This window comes from Tritonibacter sp. AK171, from assembly GCF_030127025.1.
Taxonomy (GTDB): Bacteria; Pseudomonadota; Alphaproteobacteria; order Rhodobacterales; family Rhodobacteraceae; genus Epibacterium; species Epibacterium mobile.
Window position 1 is genome coordinate 1139809 of record NZ_CP126134.1, and the last position, 25785, is coordinate 1165593.

Genomic DNA, 25785 nt, shown 5'->3' on the forward strand with positions numbered 1-25785 from the left:
TTACCGCAGCACGATTCCCTCGTCAGGACCGCGCATTTCGCCAATCTTTGCAGCGCGGTAGCCGTGGTTTCTAAGCTGCTCCAACACCTGCGAGGCTTGTTCGGGTGCGACGCAGGCCAAGAGACCGCCCGAGGTCTGCGGATCAAACAGCAGCGCCCGCGCGCCTGCGGTGCCAATACCGGGCAAAAGAGTCGCATTGTCGTTAAAGATCGTGGATCGTACGCCCGCCTCGGCCAGTTCGCGTGCACCTTCCATTAGCGGGATCGCGTCACATGTGATCTCTGCGCCCAGATGTGAGGCTTCGCACAGACCCTGCAAGTGACCTAGCAGACCAAAGCCCGTGACATCGGTCATGGCGCGCGCCGCGGGGCGCAGGACCTTGGCGGCGTTGCGCTGGCTCTGACACATCAGATCAAGCGCCCCCGCAACCCAGGCCCCGCGCGCCTGTCCTGTCATTTCGGCGGCTAAAATCGTGCCTGATCCCAAGGGTTTGGTCAGGATCAGGTGATCGCCCGCGCCTGCGCCAGCAAGGGTGATGGGGGGCGCGTCACAAAGTCCGGTGACGGTGAAGCCGACGGTGAGTTCCTCGCCCAAAGAGGTGTGGCCGCCCACGATGGCGGCACCCGCGGCTTTCATCTCTTGGTGGGCGGTTTCCATGATCTCGGACAGTAGCCGTTCCTGTAGTTCGGGCGATTGGCGGGGCAGGATCAGGGTGACCGTCGCGGCCTGTGGGCGCGCGCCCATCGCCCAGATGTCATTGAGCGCATGTTGTGCAGTGATCGCGGTCATCGCTACTGGGTCTTCGGTAAAGGCGCGCAAGTGGTCGGTGCTGATGACCTGCATGGCCCCGCCGACCATCAACTGCGCGGCATCGTCTCCCGGCAGCGGGGTCACATCCGGGCGCAGCGCGCCGTGGTATGCGCCAAGCCCCTGTAGCAGCGCCGTGCGCCCGACCTTGGAGCCGCAACCGCCGCACATGGGTTTTGAGCCAAGTGCCTCCTGCATGCCCTTGGCGTGGACGCGGGGCAGGGCGGGCGGGGACATGACCGGCAGGGACGTGAACTTCCCCATGAATTTACGGTCGATGTGATCTTTCCAGCGCCACAACAGCCCACCCGAAAAGCTGCGCCCGTTGCGATCCGCGAGCGCGGTTTTTCCGCCCATGGAGATGAGTTTGAGGTAATCCTGCTGCGGCTGATAGCTCTTGAAGGCACCGCCTGCCAGCATGGCCTTGAGGTTGTGAAAGAGCACGGGCGCTTGCCGCACCGCATAGACACCTGCCTTGGGGCGCGGAGCATGCGCCATATAGGCGCAATCGCCGGTGGCAAAGACGTGAGGGTCAGAGGTTTGCAGACGCTCAGAGACCACAAGCGCGCCATCATGGAGCGCAAGCCCGGAGGTCGCAAGCCAGCCATAGGCGCGTGCGCCCGCAGCGCCAACAATGAAATCGCTGGAGATGTCGCGCCCGTCCTTGAGGTGAATACGGCCTTCGCTCAGGCGCTCTATCGGCGCATGTTCCAGAACCGTAACACCCTGCGCATGCAACGCCTTGCGCAGGCGCGATTGGCTCTGAGAACTCAGCACCGAGAGCGCGGCGTCACTGTCGATCAAGGTCGCCTGCGCCAGACGGTTCTTCTGGCGCAGGGCATGCGACATGGCAAGGATCAGCTCCACCCCGGCAACGCCACCGCCGATGCAGGCGATCCGGGCGGGGTCGCTGCCGGCGCGAAAGGCGTCCCAGCTTGCAGAAAACTCTCCCAAGGGTTTGGCAGAAATTGCGAAATCGGCAAAGCCCGGCAGGTCCGGCATGGCCGATGTGATGCCGATATCGATCGAGGCCACATCATAGGAGATGGCCGGGCGCCCCGGCACGGTAATGCGCTTGGCCTCGGGGTCGATCTCTTCGGCGGCCCCCAGAATGAGCCGCGCCCCGGCAAAACGTGCGAGTTTCACAAGATCAATGTCGAGCGCATCGCGGTCGTAATGACCCGCCACAAACCCCGGAAGCATGCCTGAATAGGGCGCGGTGGGGCCGGGGTTGATCAAGGTGAGACGCACGCCCGGCAGCGGCTGCATCCCCCACATCCGCAGCAATAGCGCGTGGGTATGGCCGCCTCCCACCAGAACCAAATCGCGGGTCAGGGGAAGACGGGGTGCGTGCATCGGGGCCTCCGGGTGGTGGCCGGTCCCAAAACGCTAGGCTTCGGGCGTGTCGGCCGAACGATGTTCAGGTTTGTTATGCGTCGCCCAGAGCTTGCAGTCGCCAGGGACGGGCAGGTCTTTGGGCTTTGTCTGCTGGTTGATGAACACCTTGGCAAGGAAATTTGCCGTGACCGGAGCGGAGACCAGCAGGAACAGGGTGATCAGCAGCTCATGAGCAGAGAGGCGGCCCTCATAGACCACCGCATGTAGCATGGAGCCCAAAAGCACACCGCCGACGCCAAGCGTCGTCGCCTTGGTGGGCGCATGCATACGCGACATCGGGTCGTTGAGCTTGAGCAGGCCGAAGGAGCCCACAAAGCCAAAAAAGCCACCCATTACGATGAACCCGGTGATGAGAAGTTCGATTATCATGTCTGCCTCCTCACTCGATGATGTTGCCGCGCAGCAAGAAGCGCGCATAGGCTACCGTGGAGATAAAGCCGAGCATGGCCATGATCAGCGAGGCCTCGAAGAAGATTTCCGAACTTAGGAACACCCCGAACAACACCACCAAGGCGATGGAGTTGATGAACATCGTATCAAGCGCAAGGATGCGGTCGGTGATCTCTGTGCCGGTTACCACTTTCCACAGGTTCATCAGCATCGCTAGGGCGAAACAGCCGAAGGCAAAGATATAGGCGTATTCGATCATTCGAAAATCTCCTTCAGGCGGCGTTCATAACGGGTCTTGATTTCATCGCGGACAGAGGCGGTGTCGGGCGCGTGCAGGCAGTGAACCAGCAAATAACGCCCATCAGCCGAGATGTCCGCAGTCAGGGTGCCCGGTGTCATGGTGATGGTTCCACCAAGCATCGCGATGGCCTCGGGCGTACGGATGTCCAGCGGAATTTCAACCCATGTGGGCTGACGTTTGCTGTTGGGCATGAACAGGATGATCCGCGCCACGGTGATATTGGCGATCACGATATCCCAGAACACCAACAGCACATAGGTCGCCAGCCGTAGCGGGCTTTTGAGCTTGGGACGATTGGGCCAATAGGGCTGGGTCGCAATCGGGATCAACAGGCCGAGGAGAAATCCAAACAACAGCGAGTTGAGCGAGAACTTGTTCACCAGCAATTGCCAGATCACCGTCAGCATCAATGTAAGCAGAGGGTGCGGGAGAAGACGGTTCAGGAGCTTCATTAGTGGTTCTCCTCCGAAGTGGTGTCACCAGCGTCGAGATCCAGTGTCTTGTCTCCGGGTGTTTGATCCGGCTCCACCACGGGGCGATCCCGGTTGGCCAAAACCGTCTCGATATAGGCCTGAGGCGCAAAGAGATCGGCGGCGGTTGCGGTGGTGTAGCGTGTCACAGGTCCGGCAAAAAGCGTAAGCGCGGCAAGTCCCGCAAGGAGTGAGAAACACGCCACAAATGGCAGCGCGGGTGCGCGCGGAGTGCGTGGTGCGTCCGCTTGATCGGCTTGTTCCAGCTCAATTTCAGGCTCTTCAAGGCTGTGATCCTGTGTCAGACCGTGGCTCTTCCAGAAAATAAGCGTGCCTGCGCGAGCAAAGCCCATGATGGTGATGAGAGAGCTGACCAAGATCACCGCCCAGACCCAGACCACAAGAGTGCTGTCTCGGGCCGCATCAAGGATCAGCAGTTTGCCCAAAAAGCCCGAAAGCGGTGGCATGCCTGCGGTGGCGATTGCGGCCACAAAGAACAGCACTGAGATCAGCCCGCTTTGCGCCATGACGGGCTTGGGGGCGATCTCGCCGCCTTGGCGTTCGCGCACCATATCGGCCACGAGGAACAGGGCCGCTGCTGCCAGCGTGGAGTGCACCGTGTAGTAAAGTGCCGCTGCCGTGGCCTCGGGGGTAAAGAGCGCGATGGCCGTCAGCAATGTGCCGACAGAGGTGATCGCGCCAAAGGACATCAGGCGTCCGATGTCCTTTGATCCCAAGACACCAATGGCACCAATTGCGATGGTCATGAGCGCGGCGGGCAGGAGCCAATTATCCACCAGCCCTTCAACAACCGCGACATCAGGGCCAAAGACCAGCGTGTAGACGCGCAGGATGGAATAGGCCCCCACTTTGGTCATGATCGCAAAGAGCGCCGCTACCGGGGCAGGAGCGTTGGCATAAGACGCAGGAAGCCAGAAATGCAGCGGTAGGAGTGAGGCTTTGATCGCAAAAACCAAAAGCAGCATCACCGCACCCACACGAATAAGCGCGCTGTCTTCTGCAGGAAGTTCAGCCACACGGACCGCAAGATCGGCCAGATTGAGCGTCCCGGTCACCGAGTAGATGGTACCAAGTGCGAACAAGAACAGCGTGGAGCCAAGGAGGTTGAAGACCACATATTGCACGCCCGCCTGAAAGCGCCGCGCGCCGCCGCCGTGGATCATCAGACCATAGGAGGCAATCAGCAGCACCTCAAAGAACACAAAGAGGTTGAAGGCATCGCCTGTCAGGAAGGCACCGATGATGCCCATCAGCTGAAACTGGAACAGCGCATGAAAATTTGCGCCGCGCGCGTCCCATTTGCTGCCCACCGCATAGAGGTTCACCGCGAGCGCAAGCACCGTGGTCAGCAAAACCATCATCGCCGAGAGCCGGTCCAGCACCAGTACGATCCCAAAGGGGGCCTGCCAGTCACCAAGCTCGTAGACCTGAACGGTGCCATCCGCCGCCTGTACCGCCAGCGCCGCCGCAATTGCGATCAGCAGAACATTGGTCGCCAGCGAGAAGATGCGCTGTAGATCAATGTGATAGCGCAAGGTCATGATAATAAAGGGTGCCACCAGCGCAGGCAGCACGATGGGCGCAATCAGTAGGTGGTTCATGCGTCCTCTCCCTGCGCAGGCGCAGTGTCGTCCATGTTGATATTGTCGTCACGGGCGCTGAGGTAGGCCCCAAGGGCCACCATCACCACCACGGCGGTCATGCCAAAGGAAATCACAATCGCCGTCAGCACCAGCGCCTGCGGTAACGGGTCGCTATAGGCCACCTCGGCATATTTGTTGAGGATCGGCGGCGCGTCGGTCGCCAGTCGTCCGGTGGCAAAGAGAAACACATTCACCGCATAAGACAGCAATGAGGTGCCGAGAATCACCGGAAAAGTACGGCGACGCAGGACCAGATAGATCCCCGCCGCAGTGAGCAGGCCGACGGCCGAAGCAACGAGCAGTTCCATACTCTCAGGCCTCCTTCATGTCTTGTTCCGCGTCATCGCGGGCAGGGTTGATGTCCATGGCGTGTTCTGACGCGGTGCCGGGCTGCCACGCAAAGCGCGACAGGCTTTCCAGCGCCAACATCACAGCGCCCACCACGGCGAGGAAGACGCCAAGGTCAAAGAGGGCTGCGGTCGCAATCTCGAACTCCTCGAGCGGTGCGATATGCACATAGCCGAAGGCAGAGGTCAGGAACGGCTGGCCATTGAACCACGCGCCAATCCCCGTGGCAGCTGCGATCAGCACGCCAGAGCCGATGATGCCGTGATAGGGGAAGCGTTGACGTTCGGTCGCCCAGCCAAACCCGGACGCCATATATTGCATGATCACCGCGATGGCTGCGATCAGACCGGCGATAAAGCCGCCGCCCGGCAGGTTGTGACCGCGGAAGAAGATATAGGCCGCAACCATCAGAGCCACCGGCATCATCATCCGCGTGACCACCACCATCATACCCGGATGGCTGTCGCCTGCCTGTTCGATGTCGGGTTTGCGGTTAAGGAGATAGGCCCGCACGCGGGTCGACAGCACCGCTTCGGTCAGGGCAAAGATCACCAGCGCTGCAATACCCAGCACGATGATCTCGCCAAAGGTATCAAAGCCCCGGAAATCCACGAGGATCACGTTCACCATATTGGTGCCGCCGCCGCCCTTGTAGGAGTTCTCGATGTGAAAGCCAGAGATCGATGGGAAGGCAAAATCGCGAACCAACATCGCATAAATCAACCCGCCAACGCCCAAACCGCCGACGATGGCAATGCCCCCGTCACGCAGGCGTGCAAACAGCGGCGTCTCCACCGGGGTTTCCTTGGGCAGGAAATTGAGCGCCAGCAGCATCAGGATGATCGTCACCACCTCGACCGAGATCTGCGTCAGGGCCAGATCGGGGGCCGAGAGATAGTTGAACGACATCGACACAATGAGGCCGACAATGCCGATCAGGATCAGTGCCACAAAGCGACGGCGGTGGAAGATCACGATGCAGATTGCCGCCATCGCAAGGCAGAACCACGCCACCATCGGCATAACGCCAGCCTGTTGCATCTGTCGCGTCGGCGCACCCAATGTCCCGGTGGCATAGGCGTAAAGGCTGATCGCCACGGTAAAGCTCACCATGATCGCCGCATAGCGTGTGAGCGACCCGTTATGAAGTTGCGCGGTCACGCCCTGTACCAGCGCGGTCAAGCCGCGCACGATCGCGTCAAAGATCACTTTGGCTTCGGGGCGGGGCAGGGCGTTCCATAGCCGCTCCAACGGGCGATGAAGCGCCAGCAGGACCAGACCGCCAACCACTGCGATGATCGACATGTAGAGGGCCGCGTTGACCCCATGCCAGAGCTTTAGCGAATAATAAGGCAGTTTCTCGCCACCAATGACCGCGCTGGCAGAGGCCGCGACCAGCGGGCCGACGAGCTTGGCCGAGAACAACCCGATCAGCACCACCAGCACCACCAAAAGCGCAGGCGACGCCCACATGCCAAAGCCGGGATCATGCGGCTTGGCCGGGTAATCGTCTCGTTTGGGACCCAAGAACACATGGGCAATCAGGCGGAACGAATAAGCGGCGGAAAACACTGCGGCGATCGTTGCAAGGATCGACATGGCATAGGGGCTTTGCAACCAGTTGGTTTCGGACACCTCTGTCAGCATCATCTCCTTGGACAAAAAGCCGTTCAGTGGTGGAATGCCCGCCATTGACAGCGACGCCACGGTGGCGATCACAAATGTCACGGGCATCACATGGCGCAGCCCGCCCAATCGCTTGATGTCGCGGGTATGTGCCTCATGATCGACAATGCCTGCGGACATAAAGAGCGCGGCCTTAAAGGTGGCGTGGTTGATAATGTGAAACACCGCGACCACTGCCGCGAGCTTTGTTCCCATGCCCAAAAGCATGGTGATCAGGCCCAGATGCGAAACAGTGGAAAACGCCAACAGCGCCTTCAGGTCGTCCTTGAACAGAGCGATCACAGCGCCGATCACCATTGTAATCAGACCCGTGGTCGCGACGATATAAAACCACTCCGGCGTGCCCGCAAGCACCGGCCAGAGCCGCGCCATCAGGAACAGACCAGCCTTCACCATCGTCGCGGAGTGCAGATAGGCTGAAACCGGTGTCGGCGCGGCCATCGCATGTGGCAGCCAGAAGTGGAACGGAAACTGCGCCGATTTGGTGAATGCCCCGATCAGGATCAGGATCAAAGCGGGCAGGTAGAGATCAGAAGATTGGATCGCTTCTTTGTTCTGCAGGATCACGCTGATGTCGTAAGATCCGGCGATGTTGCCGAGGATCAGCATGCCCCCGATCATGGCAAGCCCGCCCATACCGGTCACTGTGAGCGCCATGCGCGCGCCCTGACGCCCTTCGGGCAGGTGCTTCCAATAGCCGATCAACAGGAACGAAGACAGCGATGTAAGTTCCCAGAAAATAAGCAAAAGCAGGATATTGTCCGAAAGGACGATCCCCACCATCGCGCCCTGAAACAACAGAAGATACGTGTAAAACTGTCCCATCGGGTCCTGCCGCGACAGATAAAATCGCGCGTAAACGATGACCAACAGACCAATCCCGAGGATCAAAGTCGCAAAGAGAAACCCAAGCCCATCCAGAAAGAAATTGGCCGAAAGCCCAAGAGCAGGCAGCCAGTCGATGCCGACCTGAACAACCTCGCCGCGCAGGATGGCGGGGGCGTGTAGCATCAGACCAATGAAAGCAAGCCCCGTCGCCAACCCGGCAGATGAGGCCGAGGCATTGCGACCGGCGCGGATCAAAAGTGCGGGAAACAGCGCACCAAGAAATGGCAGGGCTGCTATCAGGAAAAGGGACACGTCATACTCTCCAAGTTTCGGATTGTTATTATGGCGGGCAACAGGCCCCTAGCTGTTATTTGAGTAGGGAAATTTCCAGTAGGGTTCCAGAATTTCCGGTGGATAACCTCACGTTTCTGATCGGAAATCGCTAAATGTGACATTGCGCCGCATGTTTTTGGTCTCCTTTTTTGCTGATCCGCAGGTGCTGCATCGCAGCGAGATTATGACGGGATCTTGAACGGCGAGTGTGTGCGGCAGACGCGCATGTGTCCACCGGCTGTGCTAGATTTCGCAGATAAAATCGGATGGGCAGATGCAAGAAACCGAACCCCGTGCATTGATTTCGCGCCGCAGCCTGCTGGTTTGTGGCAGCGCTCTCGCTGTGACAGGCGGCGGCTGGTGGGCGCTTTACCGGTATCGGCCAAAACATGATGGCGGCCAGCTCACCGTGGCGCAGGCTCATGCTCAGGCCATAAGCGGCGCGATTTTACTCGTCGATATTCGCACGCCCGGTGAATGGCGTCAGACCGGAGTACCCGAAGGTGCGGTCCCACTGGATATGCGCAGTGATGATTTTATGAAGTCACTGCAGTCTCTGTTGGTGCAAACCGAAAATCGACCTCTTGCCTTGATTTGTGCGGGCGGCGTGCGTTCCGCACGGTTGAGCCGCCAATTGCTTGCGGCGGGGTTTGAGCAGATCATCGACATCCCCGAAGGCATCTATGGTTCAGCGGCAGGGCCGGGCTGGCTCAAATCCAACCTCCCGGTGCGCCCATGGAACGGTTGATCGCCATCGCCATCATGAGCGCAGCGCTGGCCAGCAGCGCGGTTGCGGACTGCGGCGGTGAGACGCCCTGTACGCTCTCTGCAGGCAGCTACCACATCGCGCGGCCCGATACAGACAACGGTCCTATCCCTGCGGTTATCTTCCTGCACGGGCACGGCGGCTCTGCTGCGGGTGTGTTGAACATGCGCGAAATGGTCGAGAGTTTCACGGCGCGGGGCTATGCGGTTATCGCCCCCAACGGCGCGCGCCGCCCGAACGGTCCGCGCAGTTGGTCGTTCTTGCCGGAATTCGGCGGGCGGGACGACTTTAGCTTTCTGCCAGAGGTGTTGAATGATGCCGCGACGCGCTTTGATGTTGACCCGGAACGCACTGTTCTGGCTGGGTTTTCATCGGGGGCCTTCATGGTGAATTACCTCGCCTGTAAAGAGCCCGAGTCTTTTGCTGCCTATCTGCCCGTCTCAGGCGGGTTCTGGCGACCGCAGCCTGAAACCTGTGCAGGTCCGGTGTCTCTCTACCAAAGTCACGGCTGGTCAGATGAGGTGGTACCACTCGAAGGGCGTATCCTGGGAGGAGGCCGCTTTACCCAAGGTGATATATGGGCAGGGCTAGAGCTTTGGCGCGACACGTTAGGCTGTGACACCCATGCGCCTGATCAGATCTGGCAAGATGATACGCGTCACCTGCGCCGCTGGAACTGCGGGGAAGGGCACAGTCTCACGTTTGAACTCTTTCCCGGCGGTCATCGGGTGCCCTCCGGCTGGGCAGACCGCGCCATCACATGGATTGAGGCCCAAACCCCTGCAACACCAGATACGGAGTGAACATACGGGGCGAACGGGGGTTTTCTTCTAACTGGAAATATCCCGGGGGTGCGGGGGCAGAGCCCCCGCGATCCCAATTTTCCAGATCATTCTGCGGCTTGAACCGGCGCGTCCGGACCTTTTAGATTTTGCCGCAACAACCCGCGGTAATGACGTGCGGCGCGGTTGATGCGCGGCTCGTTCAACACCTCTGCGGTGCCCATCCAGCCGCGTGGCAGGCGCAGACTGGAAAGCGCCGAAAGCGGCACTGCCAGCACCAGTGACAGCGCGATGGGGGCGAGCCAGAGTGACACCAGCCCAGAAGCAATCCCGATCCACAGTGCCACACCGCTGACAGTTTCCAGCGCATGGCATTTGAACAGCGTCGCAAGACTGTAGTGCCCTCCTTCGCGGGCCTGCGGGGACCAGCCTTTTTGCAAGCCAAACAGCGTGCGCAGAACCGCAATCATCTGTTGCACCATCAGGATCGGTGCATAGAGGATCGCCAGCAGGATTTCCGTCAGCATCGACAGCAAAAACTGCCCCACGCCGCCATAATCGGAAATCCTGCGCCCGGTGAGCGGAAGGGCCGCCACGGACAGAATCTTGGGGGCCAGCAACATCGCGTAAATCAGGATGATCACCGCCACATGACGCGGCTCGCTCATGTCGGGCCAATTGGGGCGCAGGGGGTTTTTCTCGGAGAAATAGGTGATGACGGATCCGCCATCTTCACGGCCGATCACCGCCCAGATCACCAACAATGCAAACCACACAGGCGCCATCAAATAGCCAATGGCCCCATGCGCCAGATGGAAGCGCGACATGGCGTGAAAACCGGTGGCTGACAAAATGCGCAGGTGCTGCAGGTTGCCCTGACACCAGCGCCGGTCGCGTTGAATGTGATCGATCAGCGTGGCGGGCGTTTCCTCATAAGAGCCGCGAATACGAGGCAGGAACCGCACCCGCCAGCCTGCCCGGCGCAAGAGGCCAGCTTCGACAAAATCATGGCTCATGATGATGGAGGTGCCGCCCGTAAGTGTCGGCAGTTCCGGCAGGCCCGCACAGGCAGCAAACGCGCGGGTGCGGATGATTGCATTATGGCCCCAGTAGTTGCCCTCATGGCCGGTCCAGCGCGCCAGCCCTTCGGCCAGGGCGAGACCGTAGACGCCATTGGCAAACTGTTGCATGCGACCAAAAACGGATTGCGCACCAATGAGTTGCGGGAAGCTCTGAATGAGGCCTGCAGCTGGGTCGCGCGACAGCGCATCGGTCAGGCGCACAATCGCGCGGCCCGTCATCAGGCTGTCGGCATCCAGAACCAGCATCGCCTCATAGTCGCCGCCCCAGCGGGTCACCCAATCGTGGATATTGCCCACTTTGCGGGCAGTGTTTTTCTCACGGCGGCGATAATAAAGCGTAATGCCTTCGGGCAGTTCTGCGCGCAGGGCTTGCACGCTTTCTTCTTCTTGGGCGGCGATTTCCGGGTCGCGGGTGTCGGACAGGATGAACATCTCATACTGGTGTGCCCCGCCAATGGCGCGCAGTTCTTCGAGCATGGAACGGGCATTACCCAGCACATACCACGGCACCTCGTTATAGACGGGCACCAAAAGCGCCACCCGCATTGACCGGCGTGGCCCGCGTTGCGGCGTGGGGCGGGTGCGCGACAGGCTGTAAAGACCCAGCAGAACCGTTGAAACCGTGAAGGTGATCCAGAAGAAATTGAAGGCGATCAGTGTGAGAAGCACCCATTCCAAAAGGGTGGTGCCGTCAGCCGCAAACCAGCCCTGCATCACCCAAGCCAGTGCGACTGTGGCCGCCATGGCAGGGGAAAATGCAAGGATGCGCCAAAGCGCAACACCGGGCTGGTCGCCCTCACCTGATGCCGGCGCGCTGGTGTCGTGGAACTGGCGGCCAAAGTCCTGCGCCGGCATGGCCAGCGGAGCCTCTGGTGGCACCAGTTGCGAGGGCGTGAATATGGAAGGGTCATCACTCATTTAAACAGTCCACCGATAAAGCCAGACCTCGGAGGCGGCAGCGCCGTCTTTGCGAAGCTGGGCGCGCAGTTCAACATGGGTCTGCTCGCCCGGATCAAAGGAAAACGCCAGCCGCATGCCGCCGGTTTCCGGATTGCGTTCAAGAATGCCTGCACTGGTTTCCAGATGCGGCGAGGAAATATGGATATCGAAATCCTCGGGCGCAGCCTCAAAGATGGGATGCGCCTCGAAATCAATCACCATAAGGCGACCGGGATCGCCAAAGATCTTGGCACCTGATGCCGTGTCAATCACACGCGGCAAATCCAGTTTTGGCCCTTCGCCCCAGCTGAGGCGGTAGTTCAGATCGACACGCGTGCCTGCAGCATATGGATCTTTGGGCCGCCAGTAGGCGACGATATTGTCGTAGATTTCCTTATCGGCGGGGATTTCCACCAGTGTCACGGAGCCTGCCCCCCAATCGCCACGGGGTTCTACCCATAGCGAAGGGCGGCGGTGATAATGTGCCTCAAGATCGGCAAAATCCGAAAGCTTGCGCGCACGCTGCATCAAGCCAAAACCCATGGGGTTTTGATCCACGAAACTTGATACTTGCAAGCGCGTGGGATTTGCGAGCGGACGCCAGAGCACTTCGCCTTGGCCGTTTTTCATCAGCAAGCCATCACTGTCATGCACGGCGGGGCGGAAATCGTCAAAGCGCTGATGATTGGTGCCGTCAAACAGGAACATCGATGTCAAAGGCGCAAGCCCGGCGTGCGTGAGGTCTTTGCGCGGGAACAGTGTCGCTTCGACATCCATCACACATGGATTGCCGGGGGTGATGTCGAACCGATAGGCGCCCGTTACCGACGGGCTGTCCATCAGCGCGTGCACCACCATGTTGTCCTGCAGGGGGCCGGGGGCCTCCAGCCAGAAGCTCACAAACTCTGGGAATTCCTCGCCCTCGGGGTCGGCGGTTTTCAGGGCCAGCCCCCGGGCCGAGAGGCCGTAATTATTGCCATTGGCAATTGCGCGGAAATAGCTTGCGCCCTGAAACACACAAAACTCTGTTTTCTTGCCCGGATGGTCGCGGTCGCCAAGGTCTGTGCGCAGGCGCAAGCCCGAATACCCCAGCGGGCCTTCTTGTGAAAGCTCGGGCGATATTTCCGGATGAGTCTTAAAGCGGCCAATGTCGAAGGGGATGCTGGTTGAGATGCCATCCTCGACTGCATGCACTAGTACCGGGCGTTCGAAATAAAGGCCGGGCAGGAAGAAATCCACGTTGTAGCTGCGGTCAGTGTTGGCCCAGAGCGCCTTGTCGACATCAAATTGGATCGACCGGTATTGGTCGTAGCTCATGGCGAGCCAGTCATCCGGTACAGAGCTGCGCGCCTTGAAAGGGCGCTCGGCTAGGGCTTTGGCGCGTGCGACGACATCGGCACGGGAGAATTTCTCAGAGCCGGTGGTGGCACGGGCAGCGGGCGCCATCGCCATGAGCGACAGAGCAGATGCGGTTTGAAGGAAGGAACGACGGCTGATTGTGCTCATCGTTTGCGTCTCCACGGTTGGGATTTGAACCAGGCTGCGCCATAAGCGCAGCCGATGATAAGTGCGAAGCCTGCAAGGTTTGCAGCGGCAGTCACGAGGATACCGCGATCGGTTTGATCCAGTGCAGCGCCGATGAAACGGGCGAGCGCCATGGAAAACACAAAGATTGCAAGGCTTTGTTGGCCGACCTTAGTGATCAGCGCGATGACGAGCCCCCAAAGGCGCGAGAGCGCCGATGTGCCGCGCGCCATGAGGTTTTGACCGTTTTCACCGGCCACAAGCCACGCCAGATACGCCAGCGACAGAAAGTGCATGTAGCGCAGCAAGCCGAAGTCTGTCTTTTCGCGCCATTCGTCGGTGATGGTCCATGCGGGGCGGATTGCCTCGCCCAGATCCGGCGCTGCGGCATTGAGCCAGCTGAACACTTTCCACGATCCAAATGGCATCGACAGGATCAGGAAGGCGGCAGCGATCACGGTGAGGGTGCGGCTGACCGGTGGTTTTGGCAGCCAGCCGGCCATGAAGGCAAAGCCTGTGAAGAACAAAAGCTGCCAGCCGAAGGGGTTGAAGAACCATTCGCGATCCGACCATGGCTCTGCCGGCAGTGACACGCCATTGGGGCCAAGACCAAGGATATAGGGGTTTGCGAGCAGCCAGAGCGCAATGCTAAATCCGGCCACGGCCCAAAGCCCCGCTTTCCTGAGCCCCATCACCGCAGGCATCAAGGCCAGAACCACCAGATACATCGGCAAGATGTCAAAGTAGTTCGGCACATAGGTGAGGGTGAAGATCCCCACGATCTGCTGTGTGGTGTTGGAGAAGAACCGGTGCAGGTTCAGCGAGCCGATATAGCTCTTGTCGAAACCGCCATAGAGATCAAGCGCGGCCATCGACATAGCGAGGAAGAAAAACAGGCCAATATGGGCCCAGAACACCTGCCAGCAGCGATAGGCCACGCGGGCGGTGCCAAGCCACCAGCCATGACGGGCGAATGACCCGCCAAAGGCGATGGCCGAGGCCATGCCCGAGCAGAACACAAAAATCTCGGTCGCGTCGGAGAACCCAAACCGGGCCGGTATCCAGCCAGTCCAGCGGTTGCCGGGGATATGGGCGCAAAGGATGATAAACATTGCGATGCCACGATAAAAGTCGAGACGCGGATCGCGGGGGCGAGGAAGAGCGGCCGCTTCATCGGGTGGCGCGCTCATTGTGTTGGCGGCGGCGCGGGAAGCGCTGCCCTTATCGGGCGCCGGGAAAGGCGCGACGTCTGCCATCTGTTTCAAATCTCCTAAAGGATTACTCCGCCGGAACGCTCTGAGCCCCGCCGTTGTTCCGTGCGGATGCAATCAAAGTGCGACGGGCAATCGCGTAATTGTCCTCAGCCCCCCCACGTTTGGCCCGTCTGTCGTCGAGAATGGCCTCCACTTGCGTCCAGTTGCCTGCCCGCAGCCCTGCGTCAATTGTCATTCGTTCGAAGACATCCCGTTGGGCGTGACTGCCACCTGCAAGTTGCAACGAATCCCGTGACTTAGCGAGGTAACCGAAAGCTGTGCCGTAGTCGCCTTCCCCAAAAGCCTCAAGCCCCTTTGCAACAATGCAGCCCGGGTCGGCCATTCTTTGCGCGGCTTCAGTGGAGGCTTGCGCACCATCGGCGTGTATCCGCCGGATCAGGCGGTTCGTCGCCGATGCACGATCTCCGCCGACCAGCGCCAGCAGGTAATGCAGATCTGCAAAGATCAGGCTGCCATCCTCGGTCCGCTTGTCGCAGAGGTCTGCCAGTTCGTCCCAGCGATCCCCGACATTGACGCCGTCCAGTTCCAGCCGCATCAGCAGCGACGTGGCGTTGGAAATATCGCGGTAGTCGTCGGTCTTGTCCTTGCGTACCTCGTCGTCATAAAGCCGCATCACCTCGTCGATCTGGCCAAGGTCCAGATGCATCAGGGCCTTGTGCCACCAGACGTGGTACCGGAAGTTGTTGCAATGCGCCCAAGCATCCTCGCGCCCGCTGAGCCAGCCAAGGCCGGTTTTGGCATTGCCGGTCATGTCATGCACATGCGCCACCGCATGCAGGCCCCATGCGTCATCCGGCGCGGTCCAGAGCGCCTGGCGCCCGGTGATCTCGGCGCGGTCATATTCGCCGGTTTCCTCCAGCGCGAAGGCGTGACAGCCCAAAAGGTAGCCATGACCTGCGTGTTCGGTGGAATAGGCCGGCAGCACACGTTCGACTGAGGCCCGCATGCCGCGCGCATCCCCGAGGATAAACCGGATGCCGTGGCTCAGCTTCATCGCCAGCGTGTCGCAGGGGTGGTGGGTCAGCACCTCCTCCATGCAGCTAATTGCGCGTGAGGGATGCCCGGCGAGCCATGCCTCCAATGCGTCCACATATTTGCGTTCACGCGGCAATGCGCCTTCATAGGCGGTCTTTGCGGTTGCAAGAGCCTCGCGCGCGGTGGGCACCAGTTCCGCACGTCCCAGCATCAGGAGCGACAGCCCCTTGATGGCCTGACCCAGCGCAAAATCGGGGGCGGCCTCCAGCACCGCACCAAGATGGTTTACGGTGCGCGCTGCGTGGGCGAGCACGCCCAGTTGCGCCCCGTTCCACTCGTTGAGCGCGCGGGGATCGGTGAGGCTGCAATCCTGTCCGAAGATATCCTGGGTCATGGGCGGGTCACTTTCGCAAGCTGATAAATACAGGTGTCAAAAGTGATGCTAGCGAAGCGGCTTACACCGCGCGCCCCCCGCTCGCGCTTTGGTGAAGTCGCGTGTGGGTTTCGGCAGGAAACTGACATGAAAACGGGCTGAGATGAGCAAAAATCGGCACAAATACCCGAGCTTGCGCTGTTTGAGGCAGCACGCGAGCGCCATGGCACCGGGTTCTGTAACATTGCGAAACCGCCCCGCGGGCCCGCAGCAATCCTGTCTATTTTAGTCGTCCTTAAAAGGCGTATCAGTGGCGAGAATCTCGTCACTGTCTGCGCCGCATATAGGGGGCGATTTGCGGTATGTCACCGGGGTGCGTGAGAATTTGAGCGGATTGCCCAAAAGACGCAGCGGGGTGTCACCCGATTGCATAGTCACCACCATATCGCGCGCCGCAACCTGATCGGTTTCAAACACCTGATCGAGGGTTTTCACCGGGCCGACCGGGACCTTTGCCGCCTCCATCGCCGTTATCACCTCATCGGTGCTGTAGCGCCGGACTGCGGGGATCAGGATGTCATTCAGCGCGCCGCGATTTTCAAGGCGGGCGGGGTTAGTGGCAAAGCGGGGATCATCTGACAGCCCCTCAAGCGCGAGGAAGGCCATGAAACGGCGGAACTGGCTGTCGTTGCCCACCGCGAGGATCACATGGCCATCGCGGGTTTCATAGGTGCCATAGGGCATGATCGAGGGGTGTTCGTTGCCCCGCCGCAGCGGTTTTTGGCCGGTATTGAGGTAGCTCACCCCCTCATTGATAAGCCAGGCGATCTGCGCGTCCACCAGCGCCAGTTCCACCTGTTGGCCTTCGCCGGTGAGGTCGCGGTGGCGCAACGCCGAGAGGACGCCGATGGTCGCGTACATGCCGCACATCACATCCGCGATGCCGACGCCGACCTTGACCGGTGCACCTTCGGGCTCGCCGGTCAGGGACATGATGCCACCATAGCCCTGCGCCATCAGGTCATAGCCGGGCTTTTCACGGTTCGGGCCGGTCTGACCGTAGCCCGATATGGACGCATAGACCAGACGGGGGCAGCTCTCGCGGAGGGAGGCGTAATCCAGCCCGTATTTGGCCAGCCCGCCGGGTTTGAAGTTCTCCACCAGCACATCGGCTTGCGCCGCAAGGCGGCGGATGATATCCTGTCCTTCGGGTTTGGAAATATCAAGCGCGAGTGAGCGTTTGTTGCGGTTGGCGGCCATGAAATAGGGCGTAAGATCAGCGTCTTCTGCGACGCTCTTGCCCCATTGGCGGGTGTCGTCGCCGCCGGTGGAGGGGTTTTCCACCTTGATCACATCTGCACCAAGATCGCCCAAGAGTTGCGTCGCGGTGGGGCCTGCGAGGATGCGCGACAGATCGAGCACCTTCACGCCCTTGAGCGCGCCATGCGGCAGAGCGGCGGCGGGCGAGAATTCAGATGCGGCCATCGTAAGCTTCCTTGTCAATTTCAGCGGCGATCACCGTGAATGTCTCTGCTTTGACGGCGAGGTCAAGGGCGGTCTTTAGCTCCTTGCGGTTGCGGACCGTATGGCCCTCACCACCAAAGGCGCGGCCGATGGCGGCAAAGTCGTGGCGGCCAAAATCCACTCCCGCATTGGGGAGCTGGCGCTGGCGCTGCTTGAGATCAATCAGGGCAAGTGAGGCATCGACAAAGACAACGAAAATCGGCGCAAGACCCATTTCCGCAGCGGTTGCCAACTCACCCGCCACCATCAGGAACCCCGCATCGCCGGAGAAGCTGACAACGGTGCGATCAGGATCTGCAAGCTTGCGCCCCATGGCGAGCGGCAGGGCACAGCCCATGGTGCACAGGCCAGAGGATTGCGCCAGTTGGCGCGGTTCCGTGCAGGGCCACATCTGGCTGAGCAAAATACGGTGCGCGCCGCTGTCGGCAGTGAGCAGCGTATCGGCGGGCAGGCTCTCGATGCATTGCGCGATCACGCCCGCCGGGCCCCAGTCGTCAGAGCGAGGGAAGGCCTGGGCGAGGGCTTTTTGCGAGTCGGGAATTTCGCCGCCGGACCAGAGGGTTGCGGGCTGGGGTGCAACCGCGAGGGCTGCCAGTGTGGCGGGGATGTCGGCCACCAGCGGCAGGCTGGATTGATGCATGTAATGGGTGTTGGATTCTGGTGTGATGTCGATCACGCGGGTGCGGGCGACGTCCCAGGCGTCGCGCCAGCCGGTGCGCATCTCGATCGGGTCATAGCCGATGCAGAGGATGAGATCCGCGGCCTCCACGATCTGCAGCAGATGTCTGTCCGCTAGCGGCGAGAGGCCAGCACCACCGAGACACAGGGGATGATCCTCAGACAGGATGCCCTTGGCCTTGTAGGTGGTGACAAAGGGGATCTGTCGGGCCTCGACAAAGGCCGCGACCGCCTCCGGGCCACCGGGCAGGAGCGCATCCAGGCCAATGACCGCAAGCGGGCGCGCGGCCTCCCTCAGCCAATCATGCGCCTGCGCCAGTGTCGCACCTGCAGGCGCGGTCGCTCCAGCAGGCGCGCGGCGGATGTTGCGCTCTGTGGCGGGGGCGTTGGCCACGGTGATCGGCACATCAATATGAACCGGTCCCTGTCGGGCCTCGGTGGCGATGGCGACGGCCTTGTCGGCGATCACATCCGCAGCGGCTGCATCAAGGCGGAAGCTGGCCTTGGTGATCGGCGCAAAAACGGCCTGCTGGTCGAGCACCTGATGGGTGTAGGTCTGCGCCTCATCCGCATCTACGCAGCCGGTCAGCACCAGCATCGGCACCCGGTCCTGATGGGCATTGGCCACCACATTGACCCCATTCAGCGCACCGGGGCCAAGTGTTGCCACCAAAATAGCGGGGGCGCCATCACTATGATGCACGCCTTCGCCCATAAACCCGGCGCAGTTTTCGTGTTTGGCGAGGTGAAAACGGATCCCGGCACGGGTGAGCGCGTCCACAAGGGTCAGAACTTCGCCGCCGGGCATGCCAAAGGCGTGGCGGCAGCCTGCGTCATAAAGACGGCGGGCCAGAACATCGGCGGCGCGAAGAGATTGGGTCATCAGAAGTCCGTATCAGTTTATCGTCAAAATGATCATTCGCGCAGGGCGGCCGTGGCAATCGCGCTGAACACCGCGTCGAGCCGTGTGGTCACGGCAGAGAGTTTCTCTCCTGCTTCTGGCACATAGGGGGCAAAGACATGGCTTGGTGTTTTATAGGAGAGCGTCGCGGTGCCGTCGCCCTCTTCGGTGACGTAAAAGCGGATGGGGGCCTCGATCATGGCGGCGGTGGAGAGTTCCAGGATCTGCACCGCGTAGTCATTGGCAAAGACCCCGACGACGCGGTTTCCGGGGATGGTGATGCCGCGGGCGGCGGCAGCGCCCGTTGGCCCGGCCTCGGTCACCACGGCCATGTTCTGCGCTTTGACCGCTGCTTTCAGATCGGCGAGCAGTGTTTGGTAATCCTTGGTGCTGGCATGGATTGCCCAGCCCTCGCGTGCAGGGATTTCCGCCGCAACAGGGGCGGCGAGTGTTGCAGCTAGTAAGAGACTTGCGCCGAGGCGTTTGAGTTGGGCAAGGGGGCGGACCATGTGTGCTCCTTCAATGAGGGTTGATACATGGTCTACGCGCGAAGTGGCTGAAATACTCGTCACATTTCAGTGGGTGCCCCGTCATAGCCCCTTATTCCTCCTCCGACCGAAAGTTTGGCGCATGACCTGTGCGGTGTATTACGGATCAGGCCCAGCCTTTGCGGAAGAAATGCGGGCTTGCGCCGAATTTACGTTTGAATTGGCGCGAGAAATGCGTGGCGGAATTGAACCCGGAGGCCAAGGCGATTTGGGTCACGGACATTGAGGTTTCATTCATCAACGCAAAGGCGTGACTCAGACGCATGTCGGCATAAACATGCATCGGGCTTTGATCGAGATAACGCGAAAACAGCCGCTCCAACTGCCGGCGCGAAATGTCCAGCCGGGTGCAGAGCGCGCCAATCGACAGCGGCTCCTCTATTGATTCTTGCATAAGTTGCAAAGCGCTCAGCAGGCGTTGATTTCGGCTGCCGATGGCAACGGCGTAATTGGATTTTTGCGGCGCAGCCCCCGAGGTGGAGCGCACATGTAGACACATATCTGCAACAATAATCGCCAGTTGCTTGCCATGGCGTTGCTCAATCAGGGTCAGCATCATGTCGGTTGCAGCGCTGCCCCCGCCACAGGTCATCAAATTTCCGGCAATTTCATAAATATTGGGCGAGGGCTTCAGGTGTTCAAAGCGCTCCACAAAGCCGGGCTGGTTTTCCCAATGAAGCGTAAAAGGCTGATCCTTGATGAGGCCGGCCTGTGCCAGCGCAAATGCACCGGTGCAAATACCGCCAAGCTTGCGGCCAAAGCGATGCTCGCGCCGCAGCCAGTTGAGGGTGGTATCGCTTGCGGTCTCTTGTGGCTCTACGCCTGCGCAAACAAAGCCCATCGCATCCGACGGAAGCGCTGCAAGCGGCATGTCGGGCGTGACCACCATGCCGTTAGAACAGCGTAGGGGCGCGCCGTCCTCGGTCATAATGTACCAGCGGTAAAGCTTTGTATTTGTGACTTGATTTGCGATTCTGAGAGGTTCGATCGCGGCGGCGACCGGCAGCATCGTGGCTTTGGGCAGCAGCAGGAAATAGAAATCCTGTGGCTCGCCTATGTGCGGCACCGAAAGCGTGGCGGCTGCGCCTTTTTGAACAAAACTGTCATCAGACATGGGCTGGTCCATCAGGGAGGTACTGGCTGCGGGCAAAGATAAATCTCTGTCACATTTATCAGCTATCGCCGCCGTCGCGACAGGTGCCGGGATAATCCGACCTTGGCACGGCGAATTACGACACCTTGCTTATTTCTGCAAAGATGCTGAGGCGGGGTGTTCATTGGTATTCCACCGTCACGCTTAAGCGAAAATGCAGGCGCACCTCTTGCAGCCCATTTTTCGCAATACTAAGACTCGGGTAATCCTCTGTCGGGTATGGTGCCCGTCATGATCCTAAGACAGGCAGGTCCAATGATTGATCCAACAGAAACATACATGAACACACTCGTGCCGATGGTCGTTGAGCAGACCAGCCGGGGCGAGCGCGCATATGACATTTTCTCGCGCCTGTTGAAGGAGCGTATCATCTTCCTCAACGGTCCGGTGCATGACGGCATGTCCTCGCTGATCGTGGCGCAGCTTTTGCACCTTGAGGCAGAAAACCCGTCGAAAGAAATTTCGATGTACATCAACTCGCCCGGTGGCGTGGTGACGTCGGGTCTGTCGATCTATGATACCATGCAGTACATCAAGCCGAAGGTGTCGACGCTGGTAATCGGTCAGGCGGCTTCCATGGGCTCCTTGCTGCTTACTGCCGGTGAGGCGGGTATGCGGTTCAGCCTGCCGAACTCGCGTGTGATGGTGCACCAGCCGTCCGGTGGCTATCAGGGGCAGGCCACGGACATCATGATCCACGCTGAGGAAACGCTGAAACTGAAGCGTCGCCTGAACGAGATTTACGTAAAACACACCGGTCAGGACTACGACACCATTGAAAAGGCGCTAGAACGTGACAATTTCATGTCGCCGGAACAAGCCAAGGAATTTGGCCTGATCGACGAAATCGTCGAAAACCGCGTCAAAGCGGAAGACGAAGAAAGCTAAGCCGGTCTGTGCACGGGCTTTGTGCTCCCTTCATCAATGTGTTCAAGGGAGCACAATTTGACATTGTGGCCAGTTGGGAGCTGTCCTAAGCTGGCTGGACATCGGGGCAAATTGACACGCGCTGGCCCCGAGGCGGATGGAAAGGTAGACCATGGCGACGAACTCGAGCGGCGACAGCAAGAACACGCTTTACTGCAGCTTTTGCGGCAAGAGCCAGCATGAGGTGCGAAAGCTGATTGCAGGCCCGACCGTGTTCATCTGTGATGAATGCGTTGAGCTGTGCATGGACATCATCCGCGAGGAGACAAAAGCCTCCGGGATGAAAGCAACCGACGGTGTGCCAACACCAAAGGATATTTGCGATGTTCTGGATGATTATGTGATTGGTCAGGCGACGGCAAAGCGTGTGCTGTCGGTGGCGGTCCACAACCACTACAAACGTCTGAACCATGCCCAGAAGGCTGGCAATGATATTGAACTTTCAAAGTCCAACATCCTGCTGATCGGCCCCACGGGTTGCGGTAAAACTCTGCTGGCGCAAACCCTTGCGCGCATTCTGGATGTGCCCTTCACCATGGCGGATGCCACCACGCTCACCGAGGCGGGCTATGTGGGTGAGGATGTTGAAAACATCATCCTGAAGCTTTTGCAGGCGTCGGAATACAACGTCGAGCGCGCGCAGCGCGGCATCGTCTACATCGACGAGGTCGACAAGATCACCCGCAAGTCCGAAAACCCGTCCATCACCCGCGATGTGTCGGGCGAGGGGGTACAGCAAGCGCTTCTGAAGCTGATGGAAGGCACCGTGGCTTCTGTGCCGCCACAGGGTGGGCGCAAGCATCCGCAGCAGGAATTCCTGCAAGTGGACACCACCAACATTCTGTTCATCTGCGGCGGTGCGTTTGCCGGTCTTGATCGCATCATCAAGCAACGTGGCAAGGGCTCTGCGATGGGTTTTGGCGCGGATGTGCGCGATGAGAGCGACGCTGGCGTGGGCGAGACTTTCCGCGATCTGGAACCCGAAGATCTGCTGAAGTTCGGCCTGATCCCGGAATTTGTCGGCCGTTTGCCGGTTCTGGCAACGCTGGAAGATCTGGACGAGGACGCGCTGATCACCATCCTGACCAAGCCCAAGAACGCTCTTGTCAAACAGTATCAGCGTCTCTTTGAACTGGAAGATACCGAGCTGGACTTCACCGACGAAGCCCTGTCTTCGATTGCCAAGAAGGCCATCGAGCGTAAAACCGGTGCGCGGGGTCTGCGTTCCATCCTTGAGGACATTCTGCTCGATACCATGTTCGAGCTGCCGGGAATGGAAAGCGTCACCAAAGTGGTTGTGAATGAAGAGGCGGTCACCTCTGAGGCGCAGCCGCTGATGATCCACGCCGATGAGAAGGAATCTGCCACCGCCGGGTAATCCGGTGACATGAAAGTGAATAAACTCAAGGGAATGGCCAATGTCTTGCTGACGTTGGCCTTTTTCTATGGGTGCGGATGGTGGCTTTTGGTTGGACAGCCTGAACGTCTCCGCGCGCGGGAAGATCCCGTTTATGCGGACGAGCTGTTTTCAGGTCTGCTACCGGTCGAGGAGGTTTTGCAATCGCGCAAGTGGCACCAACGCGGAGCAGAGCCTTGGGACTGCACCTACGCGATCGTGCGATTGCAAGCGCCAGCGCTTGAACAACCACCCACGCGAGGGTGGCGAAATGAGCTTGGGTGGCAATATCAGTTTGGCGGAGATTGGAAGCCGACGCCGGCACCTCTCCTAGGAGAGACGACGCGAGATGCCCTTGAGTTTTGTCGACGATATTGGTCGGCTGAACTTTATACGGAGTTGAAATTTGCGCTCGGCAGTTCCGGCAGTTGGTTTGATCGAGATCGAGTTGGAGAGACACTGTATATTTATGCCCCCCGTCAGAGGTTGGCTGCACGCATTCGATTTGGTGATTGACGCTGACCGTACATCCAAAACGCGCCAGTTCGAAATATTCAGGAGGACGCTATGAAAAGCGAAGCATTCAATTACAGCGATGGCGCAGATCACTTTATTGGTCATCTGGCGTGGGATGAAACGTTGGACGGCCCGCAGCCTTCTGTACTGATCGCCCCGGCTTTTGGCGGGCTGAGTGATTTTGAACGGGCGCGTGCCGAGGAGCTGGCCGCACTTGGATATGTGGCCATCGCGGTAGATTATTACGGCAACGGAAAACGGGCAGGATCGATTGACGAGGCGCAGGCCCTGATGGGCAGGCTGCAGGCGGATCGCAAAATTCTGGCCCGGCGCATGGTTGCGGCATGTGATGCGGCAAAAGCCCTGCCGCAGGTGCATGCGGGCAGGGTTGGCGCGATGGGCTACTGTCTGGGCGGCAAGGCGGTGTTGGATCTGGCGCGCACAGGGGCGGATATCCGGGCCTGTGCGCCGCTACACGGGGTGTATGACCGCCCGAATTTTGAAACGGAGACCATCCATGCATCCGTGCTGGTGCTACATGGCTGGGACGATCCGCTTGCACCACCAGAGGCTTTGCAGGCGCTGGCAGCGGAATTGAGCGCACATTGTGCGGATTGGCAGGTTTTGGGATTTGGTCATACAGGACATGCCTTTACCAACCCAAACGCACAGGATCGCGACGGCGGCATGATGTTTAATGCGCGCGCGACGGCGCGGGCTTGGGAGGCGCTCACAGGATTTCTGGCCGAGACCTTGCAGAATTAGCGCGCAGCGCATGCATAGCGGGGTTGCTTATATTGCAATATTGCCGACACCGCTAATCGCTTACCAAATTAAGTAGTCACAAATTTGTAACGCGATAAAGGGAAGGACACCGCATGACAATCAGACGCATTTCCTCTGGTGGAGAGTTTGAGGCCAAGGTTGGGTACTGTCGTGCCGTTGTGGCCGGAGGCTTTGTCCATGTGGCCGGAACCGTGGGGCAGGGTGAGGATGTGGTGGCGCAATGCCGCTCTGCGCTTGCCACTATCGAAACTGCTCTGGCCAAGGCGGGTGTTGGTTTCGCCGATGTGGTTCGGGTCAATTACTACCTGCCGGATGCGGCGGAATTTGAACCTTGCTGGCCGATCCTCGCCGAGACCTTTGGAGCCAACCCACCAGCTGCCACGATGATCGAGTGCAACCTGATCGCCCCGGAATTTCGCATTGAGATCGAAGTGACGGCCCTTGCGGCATCGGCATCATCGTAAGGAGGCTGAGATGGACAACACAGACAGCACGGTGACAATTCGCCCCGCCATCCCGGTGATCCGTATCTTTGATCTCGAAAAGGCACGGGAATATTACCTCGACTACCTTGGCTTCAGTGTTGATTGGGAGCACCGCCACGAAGAGGACACGCCCATATATATGCAGATCTCCCGGTCGGGGTGTGTCTTGCATCTGAGCGAACATCACGGGGACGCGACACCGGGGTCGACCTGCTTTGTCCCCATCAATGCTGCGATGGCGATGCATCAGGAACTGGGGGAGCGGCGCTATCGCAATATCAAACCTGCGCTTGATGCGATGCCGTGGGGGCTGCAGATTTCGGTGACAGATCCGTTTGGCAACCGCTTGCGCTTTTGTGAACAGCGCACAGGGCACGTCTAAGCCTGCAAAGAGCGTGGCGATATTGCTGTTTCCTGCCGGTCTGTTCACCACTTCGCCGCGAACCACTGGACCTTATGGCGAGAATGGGCCATATCGGGAGAGAGATTTTCGGAGGGACCGATGGGAATCCTGAATTCGCTTTTGCAGGCCGTGACTTGGTGGAATGGCGCCACCCTGAACACCATGATCTACACCCGCCGCAAGGGTGTGAAAGTTGGTGAAGACGAACAGGGCAATGTGTTCTACCGCACTGCAGATGACAGCCGCCGCTGGGTGATCTTCAACGGTGAGGCAGAGGCCTCTCGTGTGAGCGCCGATTGGCATGGCTGGCTGCACCGGACCTTTAACGAGGTTCCAAGTGAAAAGCCGCTGAAGCATAAGACATGGGAAAAGCCGCATCAGGAAAACCTGACAGGCACCATGTTGGCCTATGCTCCGGCCGGGTCGATCCGCGCGGGCGGTACGCCAAAGCCGCGCAGCGATTACGAGGCCTGGAGCCCCGAATAAGTGACTTCCAGAAGGGCGCAGCCGAGTTGGCCGCCCTTTTGT

The 25785-nt window shown here is 59.7% G+C and carries 23 protein-coding genes; 8 read left to right on the forward strand and 15 right to left on the reverse strand.

All coding sequences use genetic code 11. The annotated features are described in order from the left end of the window. Genes selD through QNI81_RS05465 form a run of 7 tightly spaced genes read right to left on the reverse strand, consistent with a single transcriptional unit; the run spans nucleotide 1 to nucleotide 8204 of the window. Nucleotides 1-2163 (reverse strand): selenide, water dikinase SelD, encoded by a 2163-nt coding sequence (gene selD, locus QNI81_RS05435; RefSeq protein ID WP_283967625.1) that lies wholly within the window; start codon nucleotides 2161-2163, stop codon nucleotides 1-3. Between the two features lie 33 nt (nucleotides 2164-2196). Next, nucleotides 2197-2574 carry a Na+/H+ antiporter subunit G gene (locus tag QNI81_RS05440; protein ID WP_005616396.1) on the reverse strand — a complete coding sequence of 126 codons (378 nt, stop codon included), beginning with the start codon at nucleotides 2572-2574 and terminating at the stop codon, nucleotides 2197-2199. 10 nt (nucleotides 2575-2584) lie between these two features. Continuing rightward, nucleotides 2585-2854 (reverse strand): K+/H+ antiporter subunit F, encoded by a 270-nt coding sequence (locus QNI81_RS05445; protein ID WP_009176513.1) that lies wholly within the window; start codon nucleotides 2852-2854, stop codon nucleotides 2585-2587. Continuing rightward, nucleotides 2851-3348, reverse strand: coding sequence for a Na+/H+ antiporter subunit E (locus QNI81_RS05450; RefSeq protein WP_005616393.1), 498 nt, complete (start codon nucleotides 3346-3348; stop codon nucleotides 2851-2853). Before QNI81_RS05450 ends, QNI81_RS05445 begins: the two co-directional genes overlap by 4 nt. Then, nucleotides 3348-4988, reverse strand: coding sequence for a monovalent cation/H+ antiporter subunit D (locus QNI81_RS05455; protein ID WP_283967626.1), 1641 nt, complete (start codon nucleotides 4986-4988; stop codon nucleotides 3348-3350). Before QNI81_RS05455 ends, QNI81_RS05450 begins: the two co-directional genes overlap by 1 nt. Further along, nucleotides 4985-5338 carry a Na+/H+ antiporter subunit C gene (locus QNI81_RS05460; RefSeq protein WP_065321974.1) on the reverse strand — a complete coding sequence of 118 codons (354 nt, stop codon included), beginning with the start codon at nucleotides 5336-5338 and terminating at the stop codon, nucleotides 4985-4987. The genes QNI81_RS05455 and QNI81_RS05460 overlap by 4 nt, the downstream gene beginning before the upstream one ends. A 4-nt stretch (nucleotides 5339-5342) precedes the next feature. Beyond that, a complete protein-coding gene (locus QNI81_RS05465; RefSeq protein ID WP_283967627.1) occupies nucleotides 5343-8204 on the reverse strand; it encodes a monovalent cation/H+ antiporter subunit A in 2862 nt (953 codons plus the stop codon). Nucleotides 8205-8499: 295 nt separating this feature from the next. Between QNI81_RS05465 and QNI81_RS05470 the strand changes: the two genes are divergently transcribed. Further along, nucleotides 8500-8973 (forward strand): rhodanese-like domain-containing protein, encoded by a 474-nt coding sequence (locus QNI81_RS05470; protein ID WP_283967628.1) that lies wholly within the window; start codon nucleotides 8500-8502, stop codon nucleotides 8971-8973. Beyond that, nucleotides 8961-9794, forward strand: a complete 834-nt coding sequence (locus tag QNI81_RS05475) for a CE1 family esterase (RefSeq protein WP_283967629.1) — start codon at nucleotides 8961-8963, stop codon at nucleotides 9792-9794. Before QNI81_RS05470 ends, QNI81_RS05475 begins: the two co-directional genes overlap by 13 nt. Before the next feature lie 86 nt (nucleotides 9795-9880). On the opposite strand, the gene mdoH is transcribed toward QNI81_RS05475, so the two are convergent. The 8 genes from mdoH to QNI81_RS05515 form a co-directional block, all read right to left on the reverse strand. Then, nucleotides 9881-11773 (reverse strand): glucans biosynthesis glucosyltransferase MdoH, encoded by a 1893-nt coding sequence (mdoH, locus tag QNI81_RS05480; RefSeq protein ID WP_283967630.1) that lies wholly within the window; start codon nucleotides 11771-11773, stop codon nucleotides 9881-9883. After that, complete coding sequence (locus QNI81_RS05485) at nucleotides 11774-13300, reverse strand: OpgD/OpgG family glucan biosynthesis protein (RefSeq protein WP_283967631.1); 1527 nt, start codon at nucleotides 13298-13300, stop codon at nucleotides 11774-11776. Next, nucleotides 13297-14574 carry an OpgC family protein gene (locus tag QNI81_RS05490; protein ID WP_283967632.1) on the reverse strand — a complete coding sequence of 426 codons (1278 nt, stop codon included), beginning with the start codon at nucleotides 14572-14574 and terminating at the stop codon, nucleotides 13297-13299. Before QNI81_RS05490 ends, QNI81_RS05485 begins: the two co-directional genes overlap by 4 nt. A 22-nt stretch (nucleotides 14575-14596) precedes the next feature. Continuing rightward, nucleotides 14597-15961: a tetratricopeptide repeat protein gene (locus QNI81_RS05495; RefSeq protein ID WP_283967633.1), complete on the reverse strand. Its 1365-nt coding sequence runs from the start codon at nucleotides 15959-15961 to the stop codon at nucleotides 14597-14599. Between the two features lie 264 nt (nucleotides 15962-16225). Beyond that, nucleotides 16226-17425 carry a CaiB/BaiF CoA transferase family protein gene (locus QNI81_RS05500; protein WP_283967634.1) on the reverse strand — a complete coding sequence of 400 codons (1200 nt, stop codon included), beginning with the start codon at nucleotides 17423-17425 and terminating at the stop codon, nucleotides 16226-16228. Then, the gene (locus QNI81_RS05505; RefSeq protein ID WP_283967635.1) at nucleotides 17412-19025 is read right to left on the reverse strand and encodes a thiamine pyrophosphate-binding protein; all 1614 of its coding nucleotides are present in this window, start codon (nucleotides 19023-19025) and stop codon (nucleotides 17412-17414) included. The genes QNI81_RS05500 and QNI81_RS05505 overlap by 14 nt, the downstream gene beginning before the upstream one ends. Before the next feature lie 32 nt (nucleotides 19026-19057). Beyond that, nucleotides 19058-19552: a DUF302 domain-containing protein gene (locus QNI81_RS05510; RefSeq protein ID WP_283967636.1), complete on the reverse strand. Its 495-nt coding sequence runs from the start codon at nucleotides 19550-19552 to the stop codon at nucleotides 19058-19060. Nucleotides 19553-19697: 145 nt separating this feature from the next. Beyond that, nucleotides 19698-20705, reverse strand: a complete 1008-nt coding sequence (locus QNI81_RS05515) for a GlxA family transcriptional regulator (protein ID WP_005639718.1) — start codon at nucleotides 20703-20705, stop codon at nucleotides 19698-19700. Between the two features lie 294 nt (nucleotides 20706-20999). On the opposite strand from QNI81_RS05515, the gene QNI81_RS05520 reads away from it, so the two are divergent. The 6 genes from QNI81_RS05520 to QNI81_RS05545 all read left to right on the forward strand — a co-directional run bounded on the left by QNI81_RS05520 (nucleotide 21000) and on the right by QNI81_RS05545 (nucleotide 25743). Continuing rightward, nucleotides 21000-21632, forward strand: a complete 633-nt coding sequence (locus QNI81_RS05520; protein WP_005639716.1) for an ATP-dependent Clp protease proteolytic subunit — start codon at nucleotides 21000-21002, stop codon at nucleotides 21630-21632. A 151-nt stretch (nucleotides 21633-21783) separates the two neighbouring features. Then, nucleotides 21784-23049, forward strand: coding sequence for an ATP-dependent Clp protease ATP-binding subunit ClpX (gene clpX / locus QNI81_RS05525; RefSeq protein ID WP_005639713.1), 1266 nt, complete (start codon nucleotides 21784-21786; stop codon nucleotides 23047-23049). Nucleotides 23050-23634: 585 nt separating this feature from the next. After that, nucleotides 23635-24348 (forward strand): dienelactone hydrolase family protein, encoded by a 714-nt coding sequence (locus QNI81_RS05530; RefSeq protein WP_283967637.1) that lies wholly within the window; start codon nucleotides 23635-23637, stop codon nucleotides 24346-24348. A 113-nt stretch (nucleotides 24349-24461) separates the two neighbouring features. Beyond that, nucleotides 24462-24833, forward strand: a complete 372-nt coding sequence (locus tag QNI81_RS05535) for a RidA family protein (RefSeq protein WP_005639708.1) — start codon at nucleotides 24462-24464, stop codon at nucleotides 24831-24833. 10 nt (nucleotides 24834-24843) lie between these two features. Further along, a complete protein-coding gene (locus QNI81_RS05540) occupies nucleotides 24844-25236 on the forward strand; it encodes a glyoxalase superfamily protein (protein ID WP_283967638.1) in 393 nt (130 codons plus the stop codon). A gap of 120 nt (nucleotides 25237-25356) precedes the next feature. Further along, a complete protein-coding gene (locus QNI81_RS05545; RefSeq protein ID WP_005639704.1) occupies nucleotides 25357-25743 on the forward strand; it encodes an NADH:ubiquinone oxidoreductase subunit NDUFA12 in 387 nt (128 codons plus the stop codon). Nucleotides 25744-25785: the final 42 nt, after the last annotated feature.